Origin of the sequence: Fictibacillus solisalsi (assembly GCF_900103485.1) — a bacterium.
Taxonomy (GTDB): domain Bacteria; phylum Bacillota; class Bacilli; order Bacillales; family Fictibacillaceae; genus Fictibacillus_C; species Fictibacillus_C solisalsi.
The window spans coordinates 302,808-322,054 of sequence record NZ_FNHW01000002.1; the positions used below are offsets into that span (position 1 = coordinate 302,808).

A 19,247-nucleotide genomic window follows, 5' to 3' on the forward strand; every position below is an offset into this window, starting at 1 on the left:
GAGGAATCCGTACGATGAAGAAGTTCGCCAACCTTGACGGCATTGAAAATACACATACATTTAAAGATTTACTCCGCTGGCAGCGGGAAAGACGAAGCAATAAAAAGGATTTGACCCGACAGATTCAGCAGAGCACGGAAAAAGAGCCTGAGAGATTAAAAGAAAACCGCAGCAAACACTCGATTACCTGGATCGGCCATTCAACATTTCTCTTGCAGATGGGCGGACTGAATATCCTGACAGATCCGGTATGGGCAACAAAAATGGGATTGCAAAAACGGCTCACATCTCCTGGGTTGTCTGCCGGGCAGCTGCCGGAAATCGATCTTGTTCTTATCTCCCACGGGCATTATGATCATCTTGATTTCAACAGTATCAAACAGCTAAAAGGAAAAATATCCTTTTATGTGCCTGCCGGACTTAAAGGTCTGTTTCGCAAAAAAGGGTATCAAACAGTAACAGAGGCCAACTGGTGGGAGGAGTTCGTGGACAGGGGCGTGAAGATAACGTTTGTTCCTGCTCAGCACTGGACGCGGAGGAGCGCTTTTGACATGAACACATCCCATTGGGGAGGCTGGGTAATCCAAGACCTGAAAACGGGCGAAAGCCTTTATTTTGCTGGAGACACCGGTTATTTTCGCGGGTTTTTGGAAATTGGAGAACGTTTAAAACCGGATACGGTGCTTATGCCGATTGGCGCTTATGAACCGGAATGGTTTATGAAGGTCTCGCATATCAATCCGGAAGATGCGGTTAAAGCATTTCTGGAAACAGGCGCTTCTCTTTTTATCCCCATGCATTACGGCGCCTACCGTTTGGCGGACGATACCGGCCCGGAAGCTCTGGAGCGCCTAGAAAAAGAGTGGGAGAAACTGAGCCTTGATGAGGCCAGGCTGAAGGTTTTGCCGCTTGGAGAGACGCTTTGGAAGGAACCGGTTTCGTAATCCGTGAGATTCTGGGGTTTTCACCTTTAAAGGACATTTATCATACACTACACTAACACTTTTAAAGGTGGAGATAGCAATGGGGTGCATGGTAAATATCTATTATTTAAAAATAAACAGCCTGGCGAGCAACAGTTCATTGAATTTGGGATCTACATTCCATAACAGCCATACAGCCAATACAAAATCGACAGGGGACAATAGTTCTGTAGGTGACCATTCCCCGGCTGAAGCGATGATGAAGAATATGGTATTCGATCCGGATGTTCATGATCAGAACGAATTTGGAAACACAGATGCAGCATTTACAAGCCAGAATCATTCGTAACTGATAAGCCATCATTACTTTTGAAGGGAGGCCACTTTATGCCCTACCTCTTTAACATTTTTAACATTAAAACGAACGGTGTGACCATGAACGGTAACATTGACATTGGTCCCACGGTGCATAACAGCCATACAGCCAACACAAAATCCGTCGGTTCCACGGTTTCTTTGGGTGACTTTTCACCTTCGACTGGTTTCATGGTAAACAGTAATATCGATCCGGACATCAGCGACCAGGATCAAATCGCGAACCCATCCGCTCCAATCGTAGCCCAGCCGTAATCTTTGTCCGCCTGTTTTTCTAGAATGGGGCAGTCTGTCCAAGCAGCTTTTTGTTCAAGCCATACACTGAAGGTAAAGACAAAAAGGGATGGAACAGATTTGCGTTATTCTTTTAAAATAGGCAGAATCAGTGTGAACGGTGTGACGATGAACGGAAACCTTGATATTGGGACCACCATTCAAAACAGCCATACAGCCAATACCAAATCAGTGGGAGCCGTTATCACGTTTGGCGATTGTTCGGATGCCTGTGCCTACATGCTGAATTTTAACGAAGACAACGATGTAAACGATATGATTCAGAGTGAAGGACAGGGCGGACAGCAAAAATGAATAGCAAAACGGGAAAGCGCCCTGAGTGTGGGGCGTTTTTTTGTGTGCGGGTTGGGTAAATCTTTATCAAAAACCATCCCCAAAAAGGAGTCTGCTGTCCAAATAAAGAACTTTATTTAGGGAAGCAGACACGAGAAAGGAGCAGGAAATGACGTTAAACGAGCTTAAAAACAGGTTAAACGGCATTATTGACCCTCTCACTGGGGAATTTGCGTATTATATTGAAACTGAGGAAGGATACATAGGTGAAAATGAAGAGAAGGTGTTCCCGGCGGCAAGCCTGATCAAGCTGCCGATCTTGATCGAAGCCTTCCGGCAGAAGGAAGCGGGTCTTCTTGACCTGTCTTTGCCGGTACCTATCAAGCCAAAAGACAAAGTAGGCGGGGCGGGAATAATTAACCATTTATCGCCGGATGCGTCACTTACCGTTTTGGACGTCTTAACCTTAATGATTACAGTATCGGATAATACTGGAGCAAACGTGATGATTGAACAAGCGGGAAGGGAGCGGATTAACGCATTGCTTACGGCACTTCGATGCCATCGAACCGTGCTTAAAAGAAAGCTTATGGACTTTAAAGCAATCCAAGAGGGGAAGAACAATTACACGTCTGCGAAAGATGTTGTTCTTCTTTTAAAAGAAATTCACCACGGGAAGCTGATGAAAAACGAAAGCAGGGTCATGATGCTGGATATTTTACGGAATCAGCAGTTTCGCCATAAACTTCCAGGGAGTATGGACGAAGAAGTAGTTATGATTGCCAATAAGACAGGTGAGCTTCAGGGCACAGAGCATGATGCCGGTATATTTGAGTACAAAGACACAACCGTTATCGCAGCGGTGTTGACGAAAAATCTCAGCAATGAAGCCGAGGCTCGGCATAAGCTTGCAGCGATCGGCACGGCGATTCAGGAGTATTTAATGAGTGTTCAAAAAAATTAAAAAAATGTTTTTGGTTTTTCGACAGAAAATGATAAAATAATGAAAGCGCATACACAAAACAACAAGAGGTGAACAGATGAACAGTAATCAGAACAATCACGAGCTGAAGCGCAGCATGAAGGCCCGGCATTTATTCATGATTTCATTGGGTGGAGTAATCGGAACAGGATTCTTTCTGGGTTCCGGGATGACCATTCACGATGCGGGTCCTGCAGGTGCTGTGCTTTCATATTTGGTGGGCGGTTTTATCATGTACTTAACGATGCTTTGTCTTGGGGAGCTGTCGGTCGCCCTGCCGGTATCCGGCTCTTTTCAGACGTACACGTCCAAATTTATCGGGCCGGGCACAGGGTTTGCGGTGGGCTGGCTGTACTGGCTGGGATGGGCAGTTACCGTGGCGCTGGAGTTTTTATCTGCATCTGCTCTTATGCAGCGCTGGTTTCCTCATTCGGAGCTCTGGATGTGGAGCCTGATTTTTGCGGTGGTGCTTTTTGCGTTAAATGCCCTGTCGGCAAAAGCATTTGGAGAGGCTGAATTTTGGTTTGCAAGCATCAAAGTGATTGCTATTATCCTGTTTATCGTTCTTGGCGGAGCGGCTATGTTCGGATGGATTGATATGAAAGGGGCCAGTTCTGCACCCGCATTCACCAACTTTTTATCTGCAGGCTGGTTTCCGAACGGGTTTACCGCCTTGTTTGTTACCATGATCGCTGTGAACTTTTCCTTTCAGGGGACCGAATTAATCGGGATTGCTTCTGGTGAAAGTGAAGATCCTGAAAAAACCATTCCGCGCTCCATTAAGCAAACGGTATGGCGGACACTCTTTTTCTTTGTGCTGGCCATTGGAGTGCTGGCAGCTCTGATGCCGATGGAGAAGGCCGGCAAAGTGGAAAGCCCGTTTGTTGTTGTATTTGACAGCATTGGAATTCCATATGCAGCTGATTTAATGAATTTTGTTATTCTGACGGCTTTGCTTTCTGTCGCCAATTCCGGGCTTTATGCCGCGACAAGAATGCTCTATTCGTTGTCAAAGGAAGGCATGGCAAGTCCAAAGCTCGCCAAAGTCAACAAGCGCGGCATTCCGATGAACGCTTTGTACATTACAATCGGCATTGCGCTTTTGTCCCTGTTAACAGGCTTTAAAGCGGAAAAAACCGTTTTTGAATGGTTGCTCTCGCTCGCAGGACTTGGAGCGCAAGTGGGCTGGATTGCTATTACCGCCTCACAGCTGGCGTTCAGAAGAAGGTATATCCGCGATGGCGGTAAGGTAGAGGACTTGAAATTTAAGGTACCACTTTATCCCATCTTGCCGATTCTGGCTACCACCCTCAACACAGGAGTTCTTGTGAGTATGGCGTTTGATCCAGATCAGCGTCTTGCTCTTTACCTTGGAGTTCCATTTTTTATCGGTTGTTACCTCTATTACTATCTGGTTATTAAGAAAAAAGAAAAAGTCGGAACGCTTCGGCGGGAAGTGATTTAATGAAAGGCAGCAGGGCTGATCCATCAGTCTGCTGCTTTTTTTGTATCATTTTCCAGTTGGAAGGTTCAGATTGACAAGTATGAGCGAATTCGGTATTATAACATATTGTGACAATACTTCAACGCATAAAAGCGTTTAAGCGTTTAAGTAAAGATAAAAGTTTAATGTGCATCAGGGAGAGGTCATTCATGAACAGTAAAATGAAATTGCCAGGTGTTATCCTGTTATTTATATTCATCGTAGGCACCATGTTTACAAGCTTGGTTATCGTAAAAGTAGAGCCGCACATTCCATTGTTTTTCTGTGTAGTACTAACAGGAATCTTTGCTCTTTTGGGTGGGAGCGACTGGAAACGGATTGAACGTGGTCTGATATCAGGAGTGGTCAGCGGCATACAGCCACTTTTGTTGTTGATCATGATCGGTTTTGTTATTGCCAGCTGGATGGTAAGCGGAGCGGTGCCCACGCTCCTTTTTTACGGAATGGATTTTATTCAACCAGAATGGTTTGCGCTCAGCGCTTTGTTTATTACCATTCTTGTTTCGACCTTTACAGGAAGCAGTTTCACCACAGCAAGCACGGTTGGGGTTGCCTTGATGGGGATTGCCCACGTACTGGACGTTAACCCGGGACTCGCAGCAGGTGCGATCATATGCGGTGCCTGTTTCGGCGACAAGATGTCGCCATTATCGGATTCCACCAACCTGGCCTCCGGCACAGTAGGTGTGAACCTGTTTGAGCATATTCGTCATATGATGTGGACAACGGTTCCTGCGGTTGTGATTACAGCGGTTATTTTCTTTTTTGCCGGACACCAGGGCTCAGGTGCCTCTTTGAACCAATTAGCCGATATGAAAAAAACACTCGGAGAGCACTTCGAAATTACTCCTGTCACGCTCATATCTCCTCTTATCGTCATGCTGATGGCCTTTAGAAGACTGCCGATCCTGCCTACGCTTCTTACTGGTGTCATTACGGCGGTCGTTACAGCTTTCATGCTGAATCCGGACATGACCATCGCACAGGTGATGAATACACTGGAGAACGGAATGGACCTGAAAACGGGCAATCAAGCGGTCGATGCGATCGTCAATAAAGGCGGTCTTATCCCAATGATGTGGTCGGTATCGCTTATTATCATCGCCCTTTCCCTTGGCGGACTGCTTCAGGAACTTGGGGTTATTGATGTGCTGCTGGGTTCAGTGAAAAAAATGCTTCAGAATACGGGGCATTTAATCGCCTTCACGGCGGCAGCCGGTTTGGGCGTCAATTTGCTAACAGGGGAAATGTATCTTTCCATCCTGCTTCCCGGACAGGCGTTTAAGAAGCATTTTGAAAAGAACGGGGTACCGTTGAAGAACCTTTCAAGAACGATGGAAGATGCCGGAACACTGATTAACCCGCTCGTTCCATGGAGTGTTAGTGGCGCCTTTTTTGCAGCTACGCTTGGAGTTTCAGCACTCGATTATATTCCGTATGCCTTCCTGCTCTACCTTTCTCCGCTGTTTACCTTGATTTACGCATACAGCGGAATTGGACTCAGCATGAAAAAAACAAAATTATCAGCGGTAACAAAGGCATCCTAGAAAGCATCCGGAATTTCTCCGGATGCTTTTTTAGTTATGGAGTCCACGTTTATTTCATAAGATAAAATGATAGATTTTAGGCAACAGCAGATTATGCGCGAGAAAGAAGGCGGAACGTATGAAACAGGTCCGGGGCCAAAAGGTTTTTTTATCAGATGCTGTCCTGTCCTCTTTAATCAATACAAATTATGGACTAAACGTGCACTCCATTGATCGTATCCTTTCGATCCCGAAAGTGTCCACAAACCGGGGGATATTCGGGTTTAAAAATGCAAATGAGCTCATTGACTTGCCATTTGTTTATCAATGCATCAAATGGATCAGGCTAAACGGCTTTCCGTTTATACCAAGTGTTCTGCCTTGCAAAAACGGACAAGTATATTTTGAACATGATAACGAGCTTTATTATATGGAAGAATGGGTAAAAGGAGAGGACATTCTTTTTGCGGACCTGCCATTAATCGAACAAATCGGATCAACCCTGGCCCGTTTTCATCAGGCATCAGAAGGGATAGTGCCGCCGAAAAACAGCCCTCGGATGGAATATGGTCAGCGCCTTGAAAAATTGCACAGGATACATCAGGATGTTCAAAGGTGGAAATCCCGTTATGAACCCGTGCCGGAGTGGATCATGGAACCCTGGATGCTGGATGTTCTGGAAATGAGATGCCGGCTGTCGTCTTCGTATATACGCGATGTCCAAAATGATGTTGGAGGGGTGAAAGGAGTTCTCTCGCATGGCAGTCTGCATCAGAGGAATATACTGCTGAATGCGGAGGGGGAAATCCACTTGATTGACGTGGAGTCTCTGTTATTTGCAGAACGCACATATGATCTTGCCTCATTTATTCATTATTTTGCACCATCGCATAACTGGAATCCTTCTGTTATCCACCGGTTTATTAAGGGCTATCATGAGGCTTCAAGGGAGCCTTTGTCTTATTCTGAGTGGAGGTGTTTGTTTTCTTTCCTCGCTTTTCCCAGAAGGATGGAGAGCTGGTGCTACCGCCACTTCGACCATCCAACCGAGTTTTCTTATTTTAAACTGCTTGGAATTCTCGTTCATGATCAGCAAAAAGAAGATCTGTTCAAACAATATTACCCTTCTCTACTGGAACCCTCCTTGCAGTTGTTTGAGGAAATGACAAAAGGGGGAGGCAGGTGAAAAAAGGGTATACATCTTTCCTTTGGTTCCTTTGCATTGGACTGTTGGCTGGTACGGCTTTTCTTGTTTTTTCCCTCTTTATTTACTGGAGCCTGCTAAAAGAGGCGGACCATCATCTGCTGCTGGCAGTTTACAGCTTGCGAACACCTCAATGGACCGCTATTTTTATGTTCATCCAGCAACTGGGATCCAAATATACCTTACTCCCCATGATGGCTGCAGCAGCGATCTATCTTCTTCTTTTTAGAAGGGTATATGAGAGTATCTTCCTGATGTCAACGGTGTGGGGAGCCTATATCATAAACGGCTTGCTGAAGAATCTTTTTCATCAGCTGAGACCATCATTCGGGATGCTTCTTATGGAAAACAGCTTTGGCTATCCGAGCCGGCATACGATGCTCGTTATCGCCTTCTTTGGCGGTATCAGCGTGCTGATTTGGACGAACATAAAGATGTCCCGGTCATTGTTGAAAGGGCTGACGGTATTAACCTCAGCTATTATCCTGTTAGTGGGTTTCAGCATGGTCTATCTGGGAGCACACTTTCCGAGTGATATTGTGGGAGGATTACTGGCAGGGACATCCTGGCTTTTTCTTTGTGGGGCATGGTATCAGAAATGCAGGGAAATCAGGGCTTATAGGCAATAACATAAGCAAAACGACTAGGTCTGGACATACAATGTACTGGAAACCACAGCTGCAGGGAAAGGAGCCTTTGGCCGCAGATGACAAACCCTCAGAATGAAATGGATTATTATTATCAGCAATATCAGTACCATGCAGAGATGTGCAAATATTATTATCAATTAATGTTTGGTGAACAGGAGGCAACCTCAGAGCATATCCTTCCTCCCGATATCCAGGTCAAGGAAAAATGGAAGACAAAAACCTCCTATGAAAAGACGTATTCTCCCATTCAAAGCCACCCAGAACAGATGAATGAATGATTACTTATGATGATTATGTCTCCTCGTTACTGGTCTGGTGCTTGCAAGTAAGAAAGAATGTCCTGCATGTGTCTGCTCAGTGCCGGGATTTACCTCAAAGGAATAGGCTGTCTGTTTTTATGGACCGGATTCAAACTTTATTGCTTATCTTTATGGGCTGCAGGGACTTAAAACTCCTCAACTCATAGAAGGCATAGAATCTTATGCTGTCTTTTTATACAACGAGTGGAGGGGCATGGAACGGAACAACCTGTAAAAGGGTTGTTTTTTTGGTGTTGAAAATGCTTACATATGGTGGTATATTAATTTTACAAAGTTACGAAAACGTTTACGTAAAAGAAAGAAGGGCTTGGTATGTCCTACACGATTAAAGATGTGGCCCAAAAGGCCAATGTCTCAGTGGCTACTGTTTCAAGAATTCTGAACAATCTGCCGGGCTATTCAGAGAAAACAAAAGAGAAGGTTCTGCAGGTTATTGCGGAAATGGGGTATCAGCCAAATGCGATAGCCCGGGGCTTGATCAACAAAAAGACAAAAACACTCGGTGTGCTGCTCCCAGCCGTTTCAGATACCTTTGCATCGGTTGTTCTCAGCGGGATTGAAGATATGGCACATGAGCTCGATTACAGTGTAATGGTCTGCAATACGGATAAAGATGGAAAGCGAACAATGAAATACTTGCAGGCTCTCCGCGAAAAACAAGTGGATGGCATCGTTTTTGTCAGTGAATTTTTTAAGGAAGAATACTATAACGCCATCATTGCCATGAATCTTCCAGTCGTCCTTGTGTCAACCAAATCACAGTATGACATTCCTTTTATAAAAGTGGATGACAGGGAAGCAGTGTTCGATGGGGTCAATTATCTTCTTGAGAGAGGGCACCGTTCCATTGGGATGATTGCCGGGACAAAAGGGGACCCGATTGCCACATTACCCAGAATTGAAGGGTATAAACGGGCTCTTAAGGAAAAAGAGATCCCGGTGGACAAGAGAAAGATTGCTTTTGGTGATTTCGGATTTGAAAGCGGGATAACCGCCGCAAAGGAACTGCTGGACCAAAATGAGGACCTTACCGCCATTTTTTGTTCAAGTGATGAAATGGCTGCAGGTGCTCTGTCCTATCTGTACAGAATGTCAATCCGGGTGCCTGACCAAATCTCTATTATCGGATACGACAATACAAAGGTGGCGGAAATGGCGATTCCACCGCTCACGACAGTGGGTCAGCCGCTCTACGAAATGGGAAAAAGTGCGGTAAAAATGCTTTTGGATCGAGAAACAGCGGAACAGAAGAGCGTTTTTATGCCTCACCATATTGTGGAAAGAGAAACGGTCAAAGTGATTGAAAACAAAGAAACAGAGTAAACCAAGGTTTGCTCTTTATTTTAACAAGCTTACGTAAACGTTTACTTAAACAATGAATCAAAAAGTGCTTTCTCAATACGATGTTATGACCGTGGGTGAAATGCTGGGGTAACGACAGAGGAAGCCGCTCTTTATACCAACGAGTAACGCAGGGAGCTTAACATGGTGTTCCAGTTCGAGCATGTGGACCTTGATTCGGGCCCAGGAGGAAAATGGGACCTGAAGCCTCTTGAGTTAAAGGATCTGAAGAATACTTTTACGAAATGGCAAAAAGGTCTGGAAGGCAATGGATGGAACAGCCTGTACCTGAATAACCATGATCAGCCGGGCATGGTTTCCCGATTCGGCAACGACAAAGAGTATCATGTGGAGTCTTCGAAAATGCTGGCTACTTTTCTCCATATGATGCAGGGGACGCCTTACGTGTATCAAGGCGAAGAATCGGAATGACCAATGTCCGTTTTGAAACGATTGAAGAGTATAAGGACATTGAAACGCTCAATATGTATCGTGAAAAGGCGACGGATGGCGGAGAAGATGCGGCACAGGTAATGAACTCGATTTATGTTAAAGGCCGTGATAATGCACTGGCTCCTATTCAATGGGATGACAGTGAACATGCAGGATTTACAGATGGTACACCATGGCACAAGGTGAACCCAAACTATAAAGAAATAAACGCAAAACAGGCAATGGAGGACCCGTCATCGGTTTTTCATTACTACAGGAAGCTGATCCAGCTGCGCAAAGAAAACGAGATTATTGTATATGGCACCTATCATCTGCTCTTGGAAGAGCATCCTCATATTTATGCGTACAGCCGTACACTCGTTGAGGAAAAGCTGCTCGTCATCCTAAACTTTTCTGGCGGCCGGCCGTTATTTGAGATGCCAGAGGAAATGGTGTATTCAAATCATGAACTGATGATCAGCAATTATGTAATAAATGCTGAAGAAAGCATACAGTCGATTGAACTCATGCCATATGAAGCACGTGTACACCGATTGAAGTAATAGGTAGAGCTGTCCCTCGCTTTTGAGTGAGAAGACAGCTCTTTTTTGTAAAGCTAACGTTAGAATCTCCCGATGTTCTCGGTATCCATGTTAAGGCCAGGCATGCCGGGAAGCCAGTTGGCGGGAACTCCGGATTGTGATTGTTCGCCAAATTGGAGGGCTTGAACGAGCCGCAGAATTTCATATGCATTTCGGCCCACTTCAGAAGGGTAGATGAGTTTGCTCGCGATAAAGCCATCAGGCCCTACAATAATGGTAGCCCGCACAGATGCACCGCTGTATCCGTCAAGAACCCGGTAAGCCCTGCTGATCATATGATTCCGGTCACTTACGAGCGGATACTGCACCTTTCCGGCCAGAGGAGATACGTCTTTAAACACTTTGTGGGAAAAGACACTGTCTGTACTGATGCCAAGCACCTCGGTATTCAGTTTCTTGAATTCTTCATATAAAGCGGCGACCGCCGCTAATTCTGTGGGTCAGACAAACGTGAAATCACTGCCATAAAAAAAGAGAACCACCCAGCGGCCCCGGTAATCTTCGAGCCGTACGTCTTTTATTTTGCCATCTTGAAAGGAAGCTGCAGTGAATACGGGAGCGATGTCTCCGAGCCCGGCGCAGTAGGGCTGAGGTGCGCAGGTAGTAAATTGTTCTACCGATGGCTTGGGATAATGCTGGTTTCCGTCAAAAGGCAAGCTCATTCAAATCCCTCCTTTCCGTTTGAGATATATGCCAGTTATACTTATCGTATGAAGGGGGAGTTTAAGCGTGATAAATACAGAACAGCCCGTTACCCGGTCATCGCTGGCTCAGGATTTTAAGAAACTGGGTGTCCAAAAGGGAATGACCGTCATTGTACATACATCGTTGAGTAAAATGGGGTGGGTCTGCGGAGGTGCTGTTGCCGTGGTTCAGGCATTAATGGATGTGGTGACCGAAGAGGGGAATTTGATCATGCCTACTCATTCTGCAGAGCTGTCGGACCCTGCGGGATGGGGAAACCCTCCTGTTCCAAAAGAATGGTGGGGTACCATACGTGCCGAGATGCCTGCATTTGATCCGGCAATTTCGCCTACTTATTTCATGGGGGCTGTGGCTGAAGTGTTCCGGACGTGTCCGGAAGTCATAAGAAGCAGTCACCCTACGGTATCCTTTGCAGCATGGGGAAAGGATAAAGAATGGATTACCGGGAATCACTCCCTGGATAACGGCCTGGGGGAATCTTCGCCACTTGCCAGGGTTTACGATCTCAATGGATCTATCCTTCTTATTGGAGTGGGACATGAAAGCAACACGTCCATGCACTTGGCCGAGTACCGTGTACCTGGGCAGAAACAAGTGGAAGAAGGAAGCCCTGTCATGGAATCCGGACAGCGTGTATGGAAAATGTATAAACAAATTGAATACCAGGAAGAGCTGTTTGAAGAGATTGGCCGCCAATTTGAAGAAAACTATGGACAAGAGATAAAAATTGCCCGGGCAGGCTCTGCAACCTGCCGGCTGATGAAACAAAAGCAGCTGGTTGATTTCACGGAAAACTGGTTGAAGCAAAATATCCAAACATCCTCACCTATGTAAAAAAAACCATCCGGGAAAGGGTTCCAGGATGGTTTTTCATTTATCGGCCCCCGCAGCCGCAGCCTCCGCCGCTTTGTGGCGGCTTGATGTACGGCTTTTGCTGTGGATAACCGGGATTTTGGGGATATCCTCCAATTACTCCCTGGCCAAAGCCCGGAACTGACCCGGTATAGCCTGCTCCGGGATAACCACCTTGTCCGTAAGCCTGGCCGGGATATCCGGGGAATCCTTGCTGGCCGTAACCAACGCCAGGCTGTCCATACCCCATTCCGGGGGGATAGCCGTATGGAGGATACTGGCCGTATCCATAAGGATTTAGCTGTCGCATATGATCGTTCCTATCTCATAAGATTTTTGTTCCTTTTAGCATATGTAGAAACAGTATTTGTGTACAAGATATATAACTATGAAGCTCTTATTTAAAATAAAAAGCCTGCGTTTATATGCAGGCTTTACTCTTCCGTTTCAGGCTGAATCTCAATAAGGTTGGCAGAAGGCTTTCGTTTGTGCACCCTGATTTTTAATACACCGTTTCCGAATGTGGCACGGACGTCCTCTTGTTTAACGGAAAAGGGAAGCGGAACGAGGCGTTCAACACGCTTGTTCGCTTGCTTGTACTGGCTGATATTGGTGCTGTCATTTGTGAAGCGGTTCGTTTCCGAGGCGTAGGCAATAATTTTCAGGGCACGGTCAAGCACTTCAATCTGAATTTGGTTCTGGTCATAGGCTTCGAGGTTTGCATACGCCAGGTACTCATCTTTTGTTTCTTTAACTTCAAGCGGGAAAGAGAGATTATCAACCATTGTATGATAATGCTCAAAGCTTTTATCAATAAATTGTTCGAGGGATTTTACCCATGTACCTAACGATTTTTCATTTAAAAAGGGCAGAATGGGGCCGCCGTTTTCTGACATGTTCAAACTCCTCCTTTAGTCATTTTAAGCGTTGCCGGCTACATTCGAATCTACGGCATCGGTATCAAGTGTATTGGTGGCGCTGACGAACGTGACGGTTTGCATGAAATTCCCTGTATTTCCTCCGCCAGAGCCGCTGTATCCTTTGCTTGTGCTTTTCGGATTGATGACCAGGGTATCACCGAAATTGACAACTCCATCGGATTGAACGGCGGAAATGGTGACAGGTCCTACGATGAGTGATGGCAAGTAATACGACCTCCCTTATGACGTGCTGTCTGGATTCCTGCTGCTCTTATTAATCTATGATGCTGGCAGGAATTTGGTGAGCATAAAGAGGGTGAACACCTAAGTGAAAGCTACATATGCTATGAAGAGACGGTTACGGCAGGGGGGGGTTGGATGCCTGGTATCGTAGGAAGTATCAACATTGCCTCAGTTTCGAGCAGTTCGATTGTCCATATTGGAGATGTTCAGGCCATCCAACCAATCAGCAACGCGAAAACGTTTGCGGGGGCCGGATCCTTTAATACGGGCGACAACATCAGAACCAATACTGGTTATAATCTGACAAACACGTACGATATGGATCAGTTCGACAATACCAACATCGGAAATTACTAGAAGTGAAGATTTAAAAAGCAAATTTGGAATAGGTCCGGCATAAAACATAGTAAGGAGATGATGTTATGTCGGACACCTACAATCAGTACTACTATATACAGCAAATGCAGGGGCAGCTTCAATGCCTCCAGGATAAAGTGTGTGAATTGGAGAAGCAGATTGAAGACTTGACGAAGGATATGAAAAAGGTAAAAGACCAGCCGACCACACAAATTCAATATTCATTCGATCAGTTAAAAATTGAAAGGCTCGACGGAACGCTGAATATCGGGCTCAGTTCTGATGCGGATGGTAAAAATATCGTGGATGACTTTACCGTGGGAGGAGAATCCATCGCTGTCCCCAATAATGGCGTAAGCCCACCGGGATCGTTGAGCTCGAGCCGGGAATATACTGACATTATGGGGAACCTCGAAGAGTACCTGAACATTGAAGCAGCGGAAGACATTGCCAAGATTGAAGAAGAGTATGATCATAAGTTGGAAGAGACCTATCATGAGTTAATCATCAATGATATCCGGACACAGCTGCCGGGAAGGCTTGAACATTATATGCAAAAGTACCCCCCTCAAAATCAGGAAGGGCTGCTTCTTGTTGAAAACAAGGTAAAAGGTGATGTCTACAAAGGAATGGAACATTTTATCCTGAGTTTAAAAAATAATAACATCGGAGGCGAAAACGATGAAATTCCAGGTGATCAATCATGATCTCTCAATCGGGGATCTGAAGATTGTGGGGGTAAGCATCTCTTCACTTGTATTGGTGGGGGATGCGGGCCACATCGCGCTTGCGGCTGCCTTTGATACACCTCCTGAAACTCTGACGGTTGGAACCGCCCTTGTTCCTTTATCGGTCGTTTAAAAAATGATTCCGCGTACATCGGAAGTGAACCACATCCATATTCGCTCGGTTTTGTTTTCTTCGATTGTCAATGTGGGGGATACTGATGAACATACGGCGTTTTCACGGGCTCTGGCCATCCAGAAGTACGAACCTGAATTTAATCCTACTCTCGCCAATCTGCTCGATTTTCCAAAGTATCAGATATTTACCATGGCACGGCCACCCACAATTCCCCCAAACGAAGTGGACATGGAATCCTATCACGATCCAGCGTTCATTAAAGTGAACTCGATTGATATTTTGGGTATTTCCACAGCCGCAATGCTTCATATCGGCGGTATCCAGAATATCGATTTAGAATCAAGAGTAAAGCATGTCCGTGATTACCGGACTAATCCTGATCCCAAAAATTTGTCCATCGTTCCTTTGGCACCTGTATCACGAAATCACCGGGAACCAAAAGGAAGGGAGGAATAGCTGTGAATCTATTTGTCAACCAAACGATCACGATTTACCAATTGAAGGTGCAGGGGATACAGAATTCCTCTGTCATGCAGATTGGAAGTGCCGGTATGATCCGGCCGGTTTCCAACCTGTACAACACCGGCGGGTATACAGGAGCCGCACCCCCGCTCGCCGCCCTTCCGACAGTGGAACTTCCGGCTCCATCCTGATTTAAGTCTTTAATCTTACAAGAAAGGAGGGAATCACTCCGTGGACTCATGGAAACAGATGATGGAATGGAAGAAGTTTGCTGATCAGTATCTTGGGCAAAACTTCTTTACGCCTTATGGACAGCAGGATGAGGAACAAAGGAACCAGCATGCCGAGCCTGCAGAGGAAAAAGGATTTCCGGCTGTTAATATTTACGAATCCGATAATGAGCTTTTGTGCATTGCAGCCATTCCGGGATTGGAAAAAGCCGAAGATGTAGATGTGTATGTCGACGACAGAAGTGTTCATATAAAAGGAAAAACCAACCTTGTCGGCGGCAAGTACAGAATTGCCAAGCAGGAGTTTGGCTCCGGAAGTTTCAGCAGGGAAATTGAGCTGCCTTACAGAGTCCGTAGTGATGCCATTCAGGCCACGTATAAAAAAGGATTCTTATACCTCAGGCTCTACCGGCTGCCGGCCGATCGGCAAAAACCGAAAAAAGTAGACATCCGCAGGTTTGACGATTGAGATTGACAAGATACCGGAGCGGCTCTAAACTAAAAGAGAAGCAAAAACTGGAAAGGAAAAGGTATATCGTCCAATGCGCAACTAACTCCTATTTAACATGAACTTTATCTTCTTTTTTGAAAATAAACTTCAGATAGGATTAGTTTGCCCATTTTTATACCCTGTTTCTTTTTGGATGATCTGCAACGATCGGGTGTTTTTTGTGCAGCTAATTCCTCTCTGATTCTCAGGGAGGTTTTTTTATGCTTTTATTGGAAACAACAGATCTTGAAAAATCGTTTAAGGATAAGCTGATTGTTCAGCTGAAGGAACCGCTGTTGATTCATAGCGGCGACCGGATCGGCGTGGTCGGACAAAACGGCGCAGGGAAAACCACACTGATGCATATGCTTGCCGGAGAAGAACCGGTGGATAAAGGAGAGGTCCACGTTTACGGAAAAATTTCATCCGTATTTCAAACCGCCCGCGAAGCGGAGACATCAGAAAAGCTGAAGAAGAAGTGGGGATTAAACCACAAGATGTATTCATCCATGAGCGGAGGAGAAAAGACCCGTCTGTGCCTGGCTGCTGCGCTTGAGAAGGAACCCGATTTGCTGTTTATGGATGAACCTACGAGTCACCTTGATCTTGATGGAATACTTCAGCTTGAACAAGAACTGTCTTCTTTTAAAGGAGCGGTGGTAGTCATCTCTCATGACCGTGCGTTTCTTGATCAGGTATGTACAAAAATAATTGAAATTGCGGATACGGTTCCTTCGTTTTACACGGGTAATTATTCGTCTTATCAAAAGCAGAAGGAGCATAAACTGACACGGCAGCAATTCGAGTATGAAACCTATACAAAAGAAAGGCGGCGGTTAAAGGAAGCGGCAAAAGCAAAAACGCAAAAAGTAAAAAGCATGAAAAAAAAGCCGTCTCGTATGAGCTATAGTGAAGCCAAACTCGGAAAAGGCAAGGTGAAAAGCAAGCAGGCCGCCATGATGAAAAATGTAAAGGCCATGAAAAAGCGGATGGAGCAGCTGGAGAAAAAAGAGAAACCGAAGGAAATGGAATACGTTCAGTTTGATATCGCTAAATTAAGCCCGGTCCATGCGAGGTTTGCGGTACAAGTAAATGATATGGAGAAAACGGTTGGGCAGAGGCAGCTGTTCCATGAGGTTTCTTTTGCTGTGAAACCTGGAATGAAAGTGGCGTTGACGGGGCCGAACGGGTGCGGAAAGACTACCCTGATGAACATGATTCTCAGGGGGCACTCTTCCGTAACCGCCTCCCAGGCACTGAAAATCGGATATTTCCATCAAAACTTAGAGAACGTGGACGGAGAACGCACCATACTGGAAAATGTTTCGGAACAGTGTCCATACAGCAAGATGTTCGTTCGGACGGTACTTGCCCGGATGCTGTTTAAACAAGAAGATGTTCACAAAAAAGTGAAGGTGCTGAGCGGAGGCGAACGAGTAAAAACAGCCCTTGCCAAGATATTTCTCGGAGACTTTAACCTGCTTTTGCTGGATGAGCCAACAAACTATCTGGATATTTTTACGAGAGAGGCACTGGAGCATGTCCTGTCCGCTTATCCGGGAACCATTTTGTTTGCGACTCACGACCGGCAGCTGATGAACCAGGTTGCCGATCATTTGCTGGTATTCAAGGAGGGTAAATGTCTGTTTTTCCAAGGCAACTATGCTGCCTTTGAACAGCAGCATGCAAAGGAAATCCAGCAGGAACCATTTGTGGCACAGGAAGAACTGTTAACGCTGGAACTTGAACGTGCGGATCTGATCGGAAGGTTGTCCATGCCGGGAAAAGGTGCTGAGAAAGAAATGCTTGAGCAGCGGTATCAAGAGCTGCTGCAATCCATACAGCAAATCAAACAAAATATGAACTGATCATAAAAAAGCAGGGAGCCACGAGCTCCCTGCCTTTGCTATTTCTTGTCTTCTTCCTGCCGGATTGGAGGTTCTTCCTCGTCGCCTATTTCGGTGGAATAGCTGATTTGATTCAAATCATACTCATGGGCCACTGTTCCCCCGGCCATCCCTTCATTGATCATCCGGTCAATGTCAAGGTATAGCTTTTTCTTTCCCTCATAGTCGGTTTCTTTTTCTGACATCTCATAACCCTCCTTTTTACGTAGTCTGTCCCAAATCTATGCGTAAATATAAGCTTAAGAATAAAGTAAAGCGGGTATTAGACAATATTAACTGTAATTTTGAGGAGGAGCATCACATGGCAGACTACAGCCAGGTTGTGGAAAAGTACTTTTTTATCATCAGGAAGAAACACTTGCAGGGCGGTTTAAATATAAGGGAGTACAACAAAAAGGTAGAACTCATCAATTTGTGGTTTATTCGGCACACCTTGCGTTCTGGGCTGACAAAAAAAGAAGTACAATAAACATTTAAATAGATTTCAATGTGATGAACTTCCGAAAAAATTTCGGAAGTTTTTTTATAAAAAGGAATATCCGTGGAAAAAGCCGTATTCTTATTAATGAAACCTTTGGCAGTATAGATGCGTAGAAGGAGTAGTGAATTTTTACATACTTTAGGAGGAAGAAAAAATGAATAACCATGAAATTGATTATAAAATTTATGGGGATGACATGCAGTTTGTTGAGGTGGAACTGGATCCGAGTGAAACAGTCGTAGCAGAAGCAGGGGCCTTGATGATGATGGAGGATGGCATCAGCATGGAAACGATCTTCGGGGATGGTTCTTCCCAAGGATCCGGTTTGATGGGCAAGTTATTCAATGCCGGAAAGCGCATGCTCACAGGGGAAAGCTTGTTTATGACGACCTTTACAAACGATGGATCAGGAAAGAAACACGTGTCCTTTGCTTCTCCTTATCCCGGAAAGATCATTCCAATGGATTTGAGTGAGTATGACGGAAAAGTCGTCTGTCAGAAGGATGCCTTTTTGGCAGCTGCAAAAGGGGTATCTGTCGGTATAGAGTTGCAGCGAAAGCTTGGAACCGGTTTTTTCGGCGGTGAAGGATTCATCATGCAAAAGCTTGAAGGAGATGGAATGGCCTTTGTGCACGCAGGTGGTACAATTCATGAAAAAACACTGCAGCCGGGAGAAGTGCTTCGTGTGGATACCGGGTGTCTCGTTGCCATGACAAGAGATGTCGACTATAGCATCGAAATGGTGAAGGGAGTAAAAACGGCATTGTTTGGCGGTGAAGGATTGTTCTTTGCGACACTTCGCGGCCCAGGAAAAGTCTGGATCCAATCCTTGCCGTTCAGCAGGCTGGCAAGCAGGGTCTTTGCAGCCATTCCTCAATCCAAGGATGAAGGAAGCATGGCAAAAGGGCTTTTTAACCTTTTTGATGGAGATTGATTGAAAGATAAGTAAACAAAAAAAGGATGGCGCCACAGGCGCGATCCTTTTTTCTGGTTATGTACGTTCTTCCTCAGTACGGTAAAGGTTGACTTCATGATTGGATCGAAGCTGGATCAGCCGTTCCAACTGCTCGTTTCTCAAGCGGTCGGCTTCCAATTTCCGTTTCATAAAGCCCATGGCCTTAAATAAAAAGATGATAGTTAAAACGACGATAAAAATTGTTACGATAAAGGACAGTAAACCAAAGATGCCCATTAACGCACCAATGGCATCCAACGGACCGCTGGGCTGCATAGGATCCATATCAACATTCCCCCTTTTTAGCTTCCATAGTTACATAGCCTTCTCCGCCTCTGTCTAAACCATTTATTGA

General features: G+C 45.4%; 27 protein-coding genes and 1 pseudogene. 22 read left to right on the forward strand and 6 right to left on the reverse strand.

Translation table 11 applies throughout. The features are described 5' to 3' along the window. The first annotated feature begins 14 nt into the window (after nucleotides 1-14). The 12 genes and pseudogenes from BLT53_RS18930 to BLT53_RS18985 all read left to right on the forward strand — a co-directional run. Entirely contained in the window at nucleotides 15-944 is a 930-nt protein-coding gene (locus tag BLT53_RS18930; protein WP_090237405.1) for an MBL fold metallo-hydrolase, read from the forward strand. A gap of 79 nt (nucleotides 945-1,023) precedes the next feature. Next, a complete protein-coding gene (locus tag BLT53_RS18935; RefSeq protein WP_090237406.1) occupies nucleotides 1,024-1,272 on the forward strand; it encodes a spore germination protein in 249 nt (82 codons plus the stop codon). Nucleotides 1,273-1,310: 38 nt separating this feature from the next. Next, nucleotides 1,311-1,553, forward strand: coding sequence for a spore germination protein (locus BLT53_RS18940; protein WP_061974403.1), 243 nt, complete (start codon nucleotides 1,311-1,313; stop codon nucleotides 1,551-1,553). A 99-nt stretch (nucleotides 1,554-1,652) separates the two neighbouring features. Then, nucleotides 1,653-1,886 carry a spore germination protein gene (locus BLT53_RS25495; RefSeq protein ID WP_090237408.1) on the forward strand — a complete coding sequence of 78 codons (234 nt, stop codon included), beginning with the start codon at nucleotides 1,653-1,655 and terminating at the stop codon, nucleotides 1,884-1,886. Between the two features lie 148 nt (nucleotides 1,887-2,034). Next, the gene (locus BLT53_RS18950; protein WP_090237409.1) at nucleotides 2,035-2,829 is read left to right on the forward strand and encodes a serine hydrolase; all 795 of its coding nucleotides are present in this window, start codon (nucleotides 2,035-2,037) and stop codon (nucleotides 2,827-2,829) included. Nucleotides 2,830-2,905: 76 nt separating this feature from the next. Continuing rightward, nucleotides 2,906-4,312 (forward strand): amino acid permease, encoded by a 1,407-nt coding sequence (locus BLT53_RS18955; RefSeq protein WP_090237410.1) that lies wholly within the window; start codon nucleotides 2,906-2,908, stop codon nucleotides 4,310-4,312. Nucleotides 4,313-4,500: 188 nt separating this feature from the next. Beyond that, nucleotides 4,501-5,898, forward strand: coding sequence for a Na+/H+ antiporter NhaC (gene nhaC, locus BLT53_RS18960; protein WP_090237412.1), 1,398 nt, complete (start codon nucleotides 4,501-4,503; stop codon nucleotides 5,896-5,898). A gap of 118 nt (nucleotides 5,899-6,016) precedes the next feature. Continuing rightward, nucleotides 6,017-7,063: a phosphotransferase gene (locus BLT53_RS18965; RefSeq protein ID WP_090237414.1), complete on the forward strand. Its 1,047-nt coding sequence runs from the start codon at nucleotides 6,017-6,019 to the stop codon at nucleotides 7,061-7,063. Further along, the gene (locus BLT53_RS18970) at nucleotides 7,060-7,710 is read left to right on the forward strand and encodes a phosphatase PAP2 family protein (protein WP_090237416.1); all 651 of its coding nucleotides are present in this window, start codon (nucleotides 7,060-7,062) and stop codon (nucleotides 7,708-7,710) included. Before BLT53_RS18965 ends, BLT53_RS18970 begins: the two co-directional genes overlap by 4 nt. A 77-nt stretch (nucleotides 7,711-7,787) precedes the next feature. After that, nucleotides 7,788-8,009, forward strand: coding sequence for a hypothetical protein (locus tag BLT53_RS18975; protein WP_090237418.1), 222 nt, complete (start codon nucleotides 7,788-7,790; stop codon nucleotides 8,007-8,009). Between the two features lie 354 nt (nucleotides 8,010-8,363). After that, nucleotides 8,364-9,374: a LacI family DNA-binding transcriptional regulator gene (locus BLT53_RS18980; protein ID WP_090237420.1), complete on the forward strand. Its 1,011-nt coding sequence runs from the start codon at nucleotides 8,364-8,366 to the stop codon at nucleotides 9,372-9,374. A gap of 52 nt (nucleotides 9,375-9,426) precedes the next feature. Further along, nucleotides 9,427-10,387 (forward strand): annotated as a pseudogene (locus BLT53_RS18985) (alpha-amylase family glycosyl hydrolase); the annotation flags it as partial. 59 nt (nucleotides 10,388-10,446) lie between these two features. Here BLT53_RS18985 and BLT53_RS25500 read toward each other — a convergent pair. Continuing rightward, nucleotides 10,447-11,088: a peroxiredoxin gene (locus BLT53_RS25500; RefSeq protein ID WP_244520507.1), complete on the reverse strand. Its 642-nt coding sequence runs from the start codon at nucleotides 11,086-11,088 to the stop codon at nucleotides 10,447-10,449. Nucleotides 11,089-11,155: 67 nt separating this feature from the next. Between BLT53_RS25500 and BLT53_RS19000 the strand changes: the two genes are divergently transcribed. Next, nucleotides 11,156-11,965: an AAC(3) family N-acetyltransferase gene (locus BLT53_RS19000; protein WP_244520508.1), complete on the forward strand. Its 810-nt coding sequence runs from the start codon at nucleotides 11,156-11,158 to the stop codon at nucleotides 11,963-11,965. A gap of 40 nt (nucleotides 11,966-12,005) precedes the next feature. Here the strand turns inward: BLT53_RS19000 and BLT53_RS19005 are convergent, their stop codons facing one another. The 3 genes from BLT53_RS19005 to BLT53_RS19015 form a co-directional block, all read right to left on the reverse strand. Then, nucleotides 12,006-12,293 (reverse strand): hypothetical protein, encoded by a 288-nt coding sequence (locus BLT53_RS19005; RefSeq protein WP_090237424.1) that lies wholly within the window; start codon nucleotides 12,291-12,293, stop codon nucleotides 12,006-12,008. Nucleotides 12,294-12,417: 124 nt separating this feature from the next. Beyond that, nucleotides 12,418-12,879 (reverse strand): Hsp20/alpha crystallin family protein, encoded by a 462-nt coding sequence (locus BLT53_RS19010; protein WP_090237426.1) that lies wholly within the window; start codon nucleotides 12,877-12,879, stop codon nucleotides 12,418-12,420. A gap of 24 nt (nucleotides 12,880-12,903) precedes the next feature. Continuing rightward, a complete protein-coding gene (locus tag BLT53_RS19015; RefSeq protein ID WP_090237427.1) occupies nucleotides 12,904-13,128 on the reverse strand; it encodes a spore germination protein in 225 nt (74 codons plus the stop codon). Nucleotides 13,129-13,281: 153 nt separating this feature from the next. Between BLT53_RS19015 and BLT53_RS19020 the strand changes: the two genes are divergently transcribed. From BLT53_RS19020 to abc-f, 7 genes are all read left to right on the forward strand, one after another. Then, complete coding sequence (locus BLT53_RS19020) at nucleotides 13,282-13,503, forward strand: spore germination protein (protein WP_090237429.1); 222 nt, start codon at nucleotides 13,282-13,284, stop codon at nucleotides 13,501-13,503. A 65-nt stretch (nucleotides 13,504-13,568) separates the two neighbouring features. Next, the gene (gerPC, locus tag BLT53_RS19025; RefSeq protein WP_090237431.1) at nucleotides 13,569-14,210 is read left to right on the forward strand and encodes a spore germination protein GerPC; all 642 of its coding nucleotides are present in this window, start codon (nucleotides 13,569-13,571) and stop codon (nucleotides 14,208-14,210) included. Then, nucleotides 14,185-14,364 carry a hypothetical protein gene (locus BLT53_RS19030; RefSeq protein WP_061974373.1) on the forward strand — a complete coding sequence of 60 codons (180 nt, stop codon included), beginning with the start codon at nucleotides 14,185-14,187 and terminating at the stop codon, nucleotides 14,362-14,364. Before gerPC ends, BLT53_RS19030 begins: the two co-directional genes overlap by 26 nt. A gap of 3 nt (nucleotides 14,365-14,367) precedes the next feature. Further along, on the forward strand, nucleotides 14,368-14,823 hold the full coding sequence (locus BLT53_RS19035) for a spore germination protein GerPE (RefSeq protein ID WP_090237432.1): 456 nt from the start codon (nucleotides 14,368-14,370) through the stop codon (nucleotides 14,821-14,823). Nucleotides 14,824-14,825: 2 nt separating this feature from the next. Further along, nucleotides 14,826-15,020, forward strand: a complete 195-nt coding sequence (locus BLT53_RS19040; RefSeq protein ID WP_061974369.1) for a spore germination protein GerPB — start codon at nucleotides 14,826-14,828, stop codon at nucleotides 15,018-15,020. A 40-nt stretch (nucleotides 15,021-15,060) separates the two neighbouring features. Next, nucleotides 15,061-15,528, forward strand: coding sequence for an Hsp20/alpha crystallin family protein (locus BLT53_RS19045; RefSeq protein WP_090237434.1), 468 nt, complete (start codon nucleotides 15,061-15,063; stop codon nucleotides 15,526-15,528). Nucleotides 15,529-15,770: 242 nt separating this feature from the next. Then, the gene (abc-f, locus tag BLT53_RS19050; protein ID WP_090237435.1) at nucleotides 15,771-17,417 is read left to right on the forward strand and encodes a ribosomal protection-like ABC-F family protein; all 1,647 of its coding nucleotides are present in this window, start codon (nucleotides 15,771-15,773) and stop codon (nucleotides 17,415-17,417) included. 38 nt (nucleotides 17,418-17,455) lie between these two features. On the opposite strand, the gene BLT53_RS19055 is transcribed toward abc-f, so the two are convergent. Continuing rightward, nucleotides 17,456-17,641: a hypothetical protein gene (locus tag BLT53_RS19055; RefSeq protein ID WP_090237438.1), complete on the reverse strand. Its 186-nt coding sequence runs from the start codon at nucleotides 17,639-17,641 to the stop codon at nucleotides 17,456-17,458. A gap of 116 nt (nucleotides 17,642-17,757) precedes the next feature. Between BLT53_RS19055 and BLT53_RS25195 the strand changes: the two genes are divergently transcribed. Both BLT53_RS25195 and BLT53_RS19060 read left to right on the forward strand, forming a co-directional pair. Beyond that, nucleotides 17,758-17,925 (forward strand): hypothetical protein, encoded by a 168-nt coding sequence (locus tag BLT53_RS25195; RefSeq protein WP_170834435.1) that lies wholly within the window; start codon nucleotides 17,758-17,760, stop codon nucleotides 17,923-17,925. Nucleotides 17,926-18,091: 166 nt separating this feature from the next. Beyond that, nucleotides 18,092-18,871, forward strand: a complete 780-nt coding sequence (locus BLT53_RS19060) for a TIGR00266 family protein (protein ID WP_090237439.1) — start codon at nucleotides 18,092-18,094, stop codon at nucleotides 18,869-18,871. Between the two features lie 57 nt (nucleotides 18,872-18,928). Here BLT53_RS19060 and BLT53_RS19065 read toward each other — a convergent pair whose 3' ends face one another. Next, nucleotides 18,929-19,177, reverse strand: coding sequence for a hypothetical protein (locus BLT53_RS19065; RefSeq protein WP_090237441.1), 249 nt, complete (start codon nucleotides 19,175-19,177; stop codon nucleotides 18,929-18,931). Between the last annotated feature and the right edge of the window lie 70 nt (nucleotides 19,178-19,247).

What these genes read in the sequence shown, in the direction of transcription:
- BLT53_RS18930 (WP_090237405.1), top strand. Translation starts at nt 15, where the DNA reads ATGAAGAAGTTCGCCAACCTTGACGGCATTGAAAATACACATACATTT.
- BLT53_RS18935 (WP_090237406.1), top strand. Translation starts at nt 1,024, where the DNA reads ATGGGGTGCATGGTAAATATCTATTATTTAAAAATAAACAGCCTGGCG.
- BLT53_RS18940 (WP_061974403.1), top strand. Translation starts at nt 1,311, where the DNA reads ATGCCCTACCTCTTTAACATTTTTAACATTAAAACGAACGGTGTGACC.
- BLT53_RS18950 (WP_090237409.1), top strand. Translation starts at nt 2,035, where the DNA reads ATGACGTTAAACGAGCTTAAAAACAGGTTAAACGGCATTATTGACCCT.
- BLT53_RS18955 (WP_090237410.1), top strand. Translation starts at nt 2,906, where the DNA reads ATGAACAGTAATCAGAACAATCACGAGCTGAAGCGCAGCATGAAGGCC.
- nhaC (WP_090237412.1), top strand. Translation starts at nt 4,501, where the DNA reads ATGAACAGTAAAATGAAATTGCCAGGTGTTATCCTGTTATTTATATTC.
- BLT53_RS18965 (WP_090237414.1), top strand. Translation starts at nt 6,017, where the DNA reads ATGAAACAGGTCCGGGGCCAAAAGGTTTTTTTATCAGATGCTGTCCTG.
- BLT53_RS18975 (WP_090237418.1), top strand. Translation starts at nt 7,788, where the DNA reads ATGACAAACCCTCAGAATGAAATGGATTATTATTATCAGCAATATCAG.
- BLT53_RS18980 (WP_090237420.1), top strand. Translation starts at nt 8,364, where the DNA reads ATGTCCTACACGATTAAAGATGTGGCCCAAAAGGCCAATGTCTCAGTG.
- BLT53_RS19005 (WP_090237424.1), bottom strand. Translation starts at nt 12,293, where the DNA reads ATGCGACAGCTAAATCCTTATGGATACGGCCAGTATCCTCCATACGGC.
- BLT53_RS19010 (WP_090237426.1), bottom strand. Translation starts at nt 12,879, where the DNA reads ATGTCAGAAAACGGCGGCCCCATTCTGCCCTTTTTAAATGAAAAATCG.
- BLT53_RS19020 (WP_090237429.1), top strand. Translation starts at nt 13,282, where the DNA reads ATGCCTGGTATCGTAGGAAGTATCAACATTGCCTCAGTTTCGAGCAGT.
- gerPC (WP_090237431.1), top strand. Translation starts at nt 13,569, where the DNA reads ATGTCGGACACCTACAATCAGTACTACTATATACAGCAAATGCAGGGG.
- BLT53_RS19030 (WP_061974373.1), top strand. Translation starts at nt 14,185, where the DNA reads ATGAAATTCCAGGTGATCAATCATGATCTCTCAATCGGGGATCTGAAG.
- BLT53_RS19035 (WP_090237432.1), top strand. Translation starts at nt 14,368, where the DNA reads ATGATTCCGCGTACATCGGAAGTGAACCACATCCATATTCGCTCGGTT.
- abc-f (WP_090237435.1), top strand. Translation starts at nt 15,771, where the DNA reads ATGCTTTTATTGGAAACAACAGATCTTGAAAAATCGTTTAAGGATAAG.
- BLT53_RS19055 (WP_090237438.1), bottom strand. Translation starts at nt 17,641, where the DNA reads ATGTCAGAAAAAGAAACCGACTATGAGGGAAAGAAAAAGCTATACCTT.
- BLT53_RS25195 (WP_170834435.1), top strand. Translation starts at nt 17,758, where the DNA reads ATGGCAGACTACAGCCAGGTTGTGGAAAAGTACTTTTTTATCATCAGG.
- BLT53_RS19060 (WP_090237439.1), top strand. Translation starts at nt 18,092, where the DNA reads ATGAATAACCATGAAATTGATTATAAAATTTATGGGGATGACATGCAG.
- BLT53_RS19065 (WP_090237441.1), bottom strand. Translation starts at nt 19,177, where the DNA reads ATGGATCCTATGCAGCCCAGCGGTCCGTTGGATGCCATTGGTGCGTTA.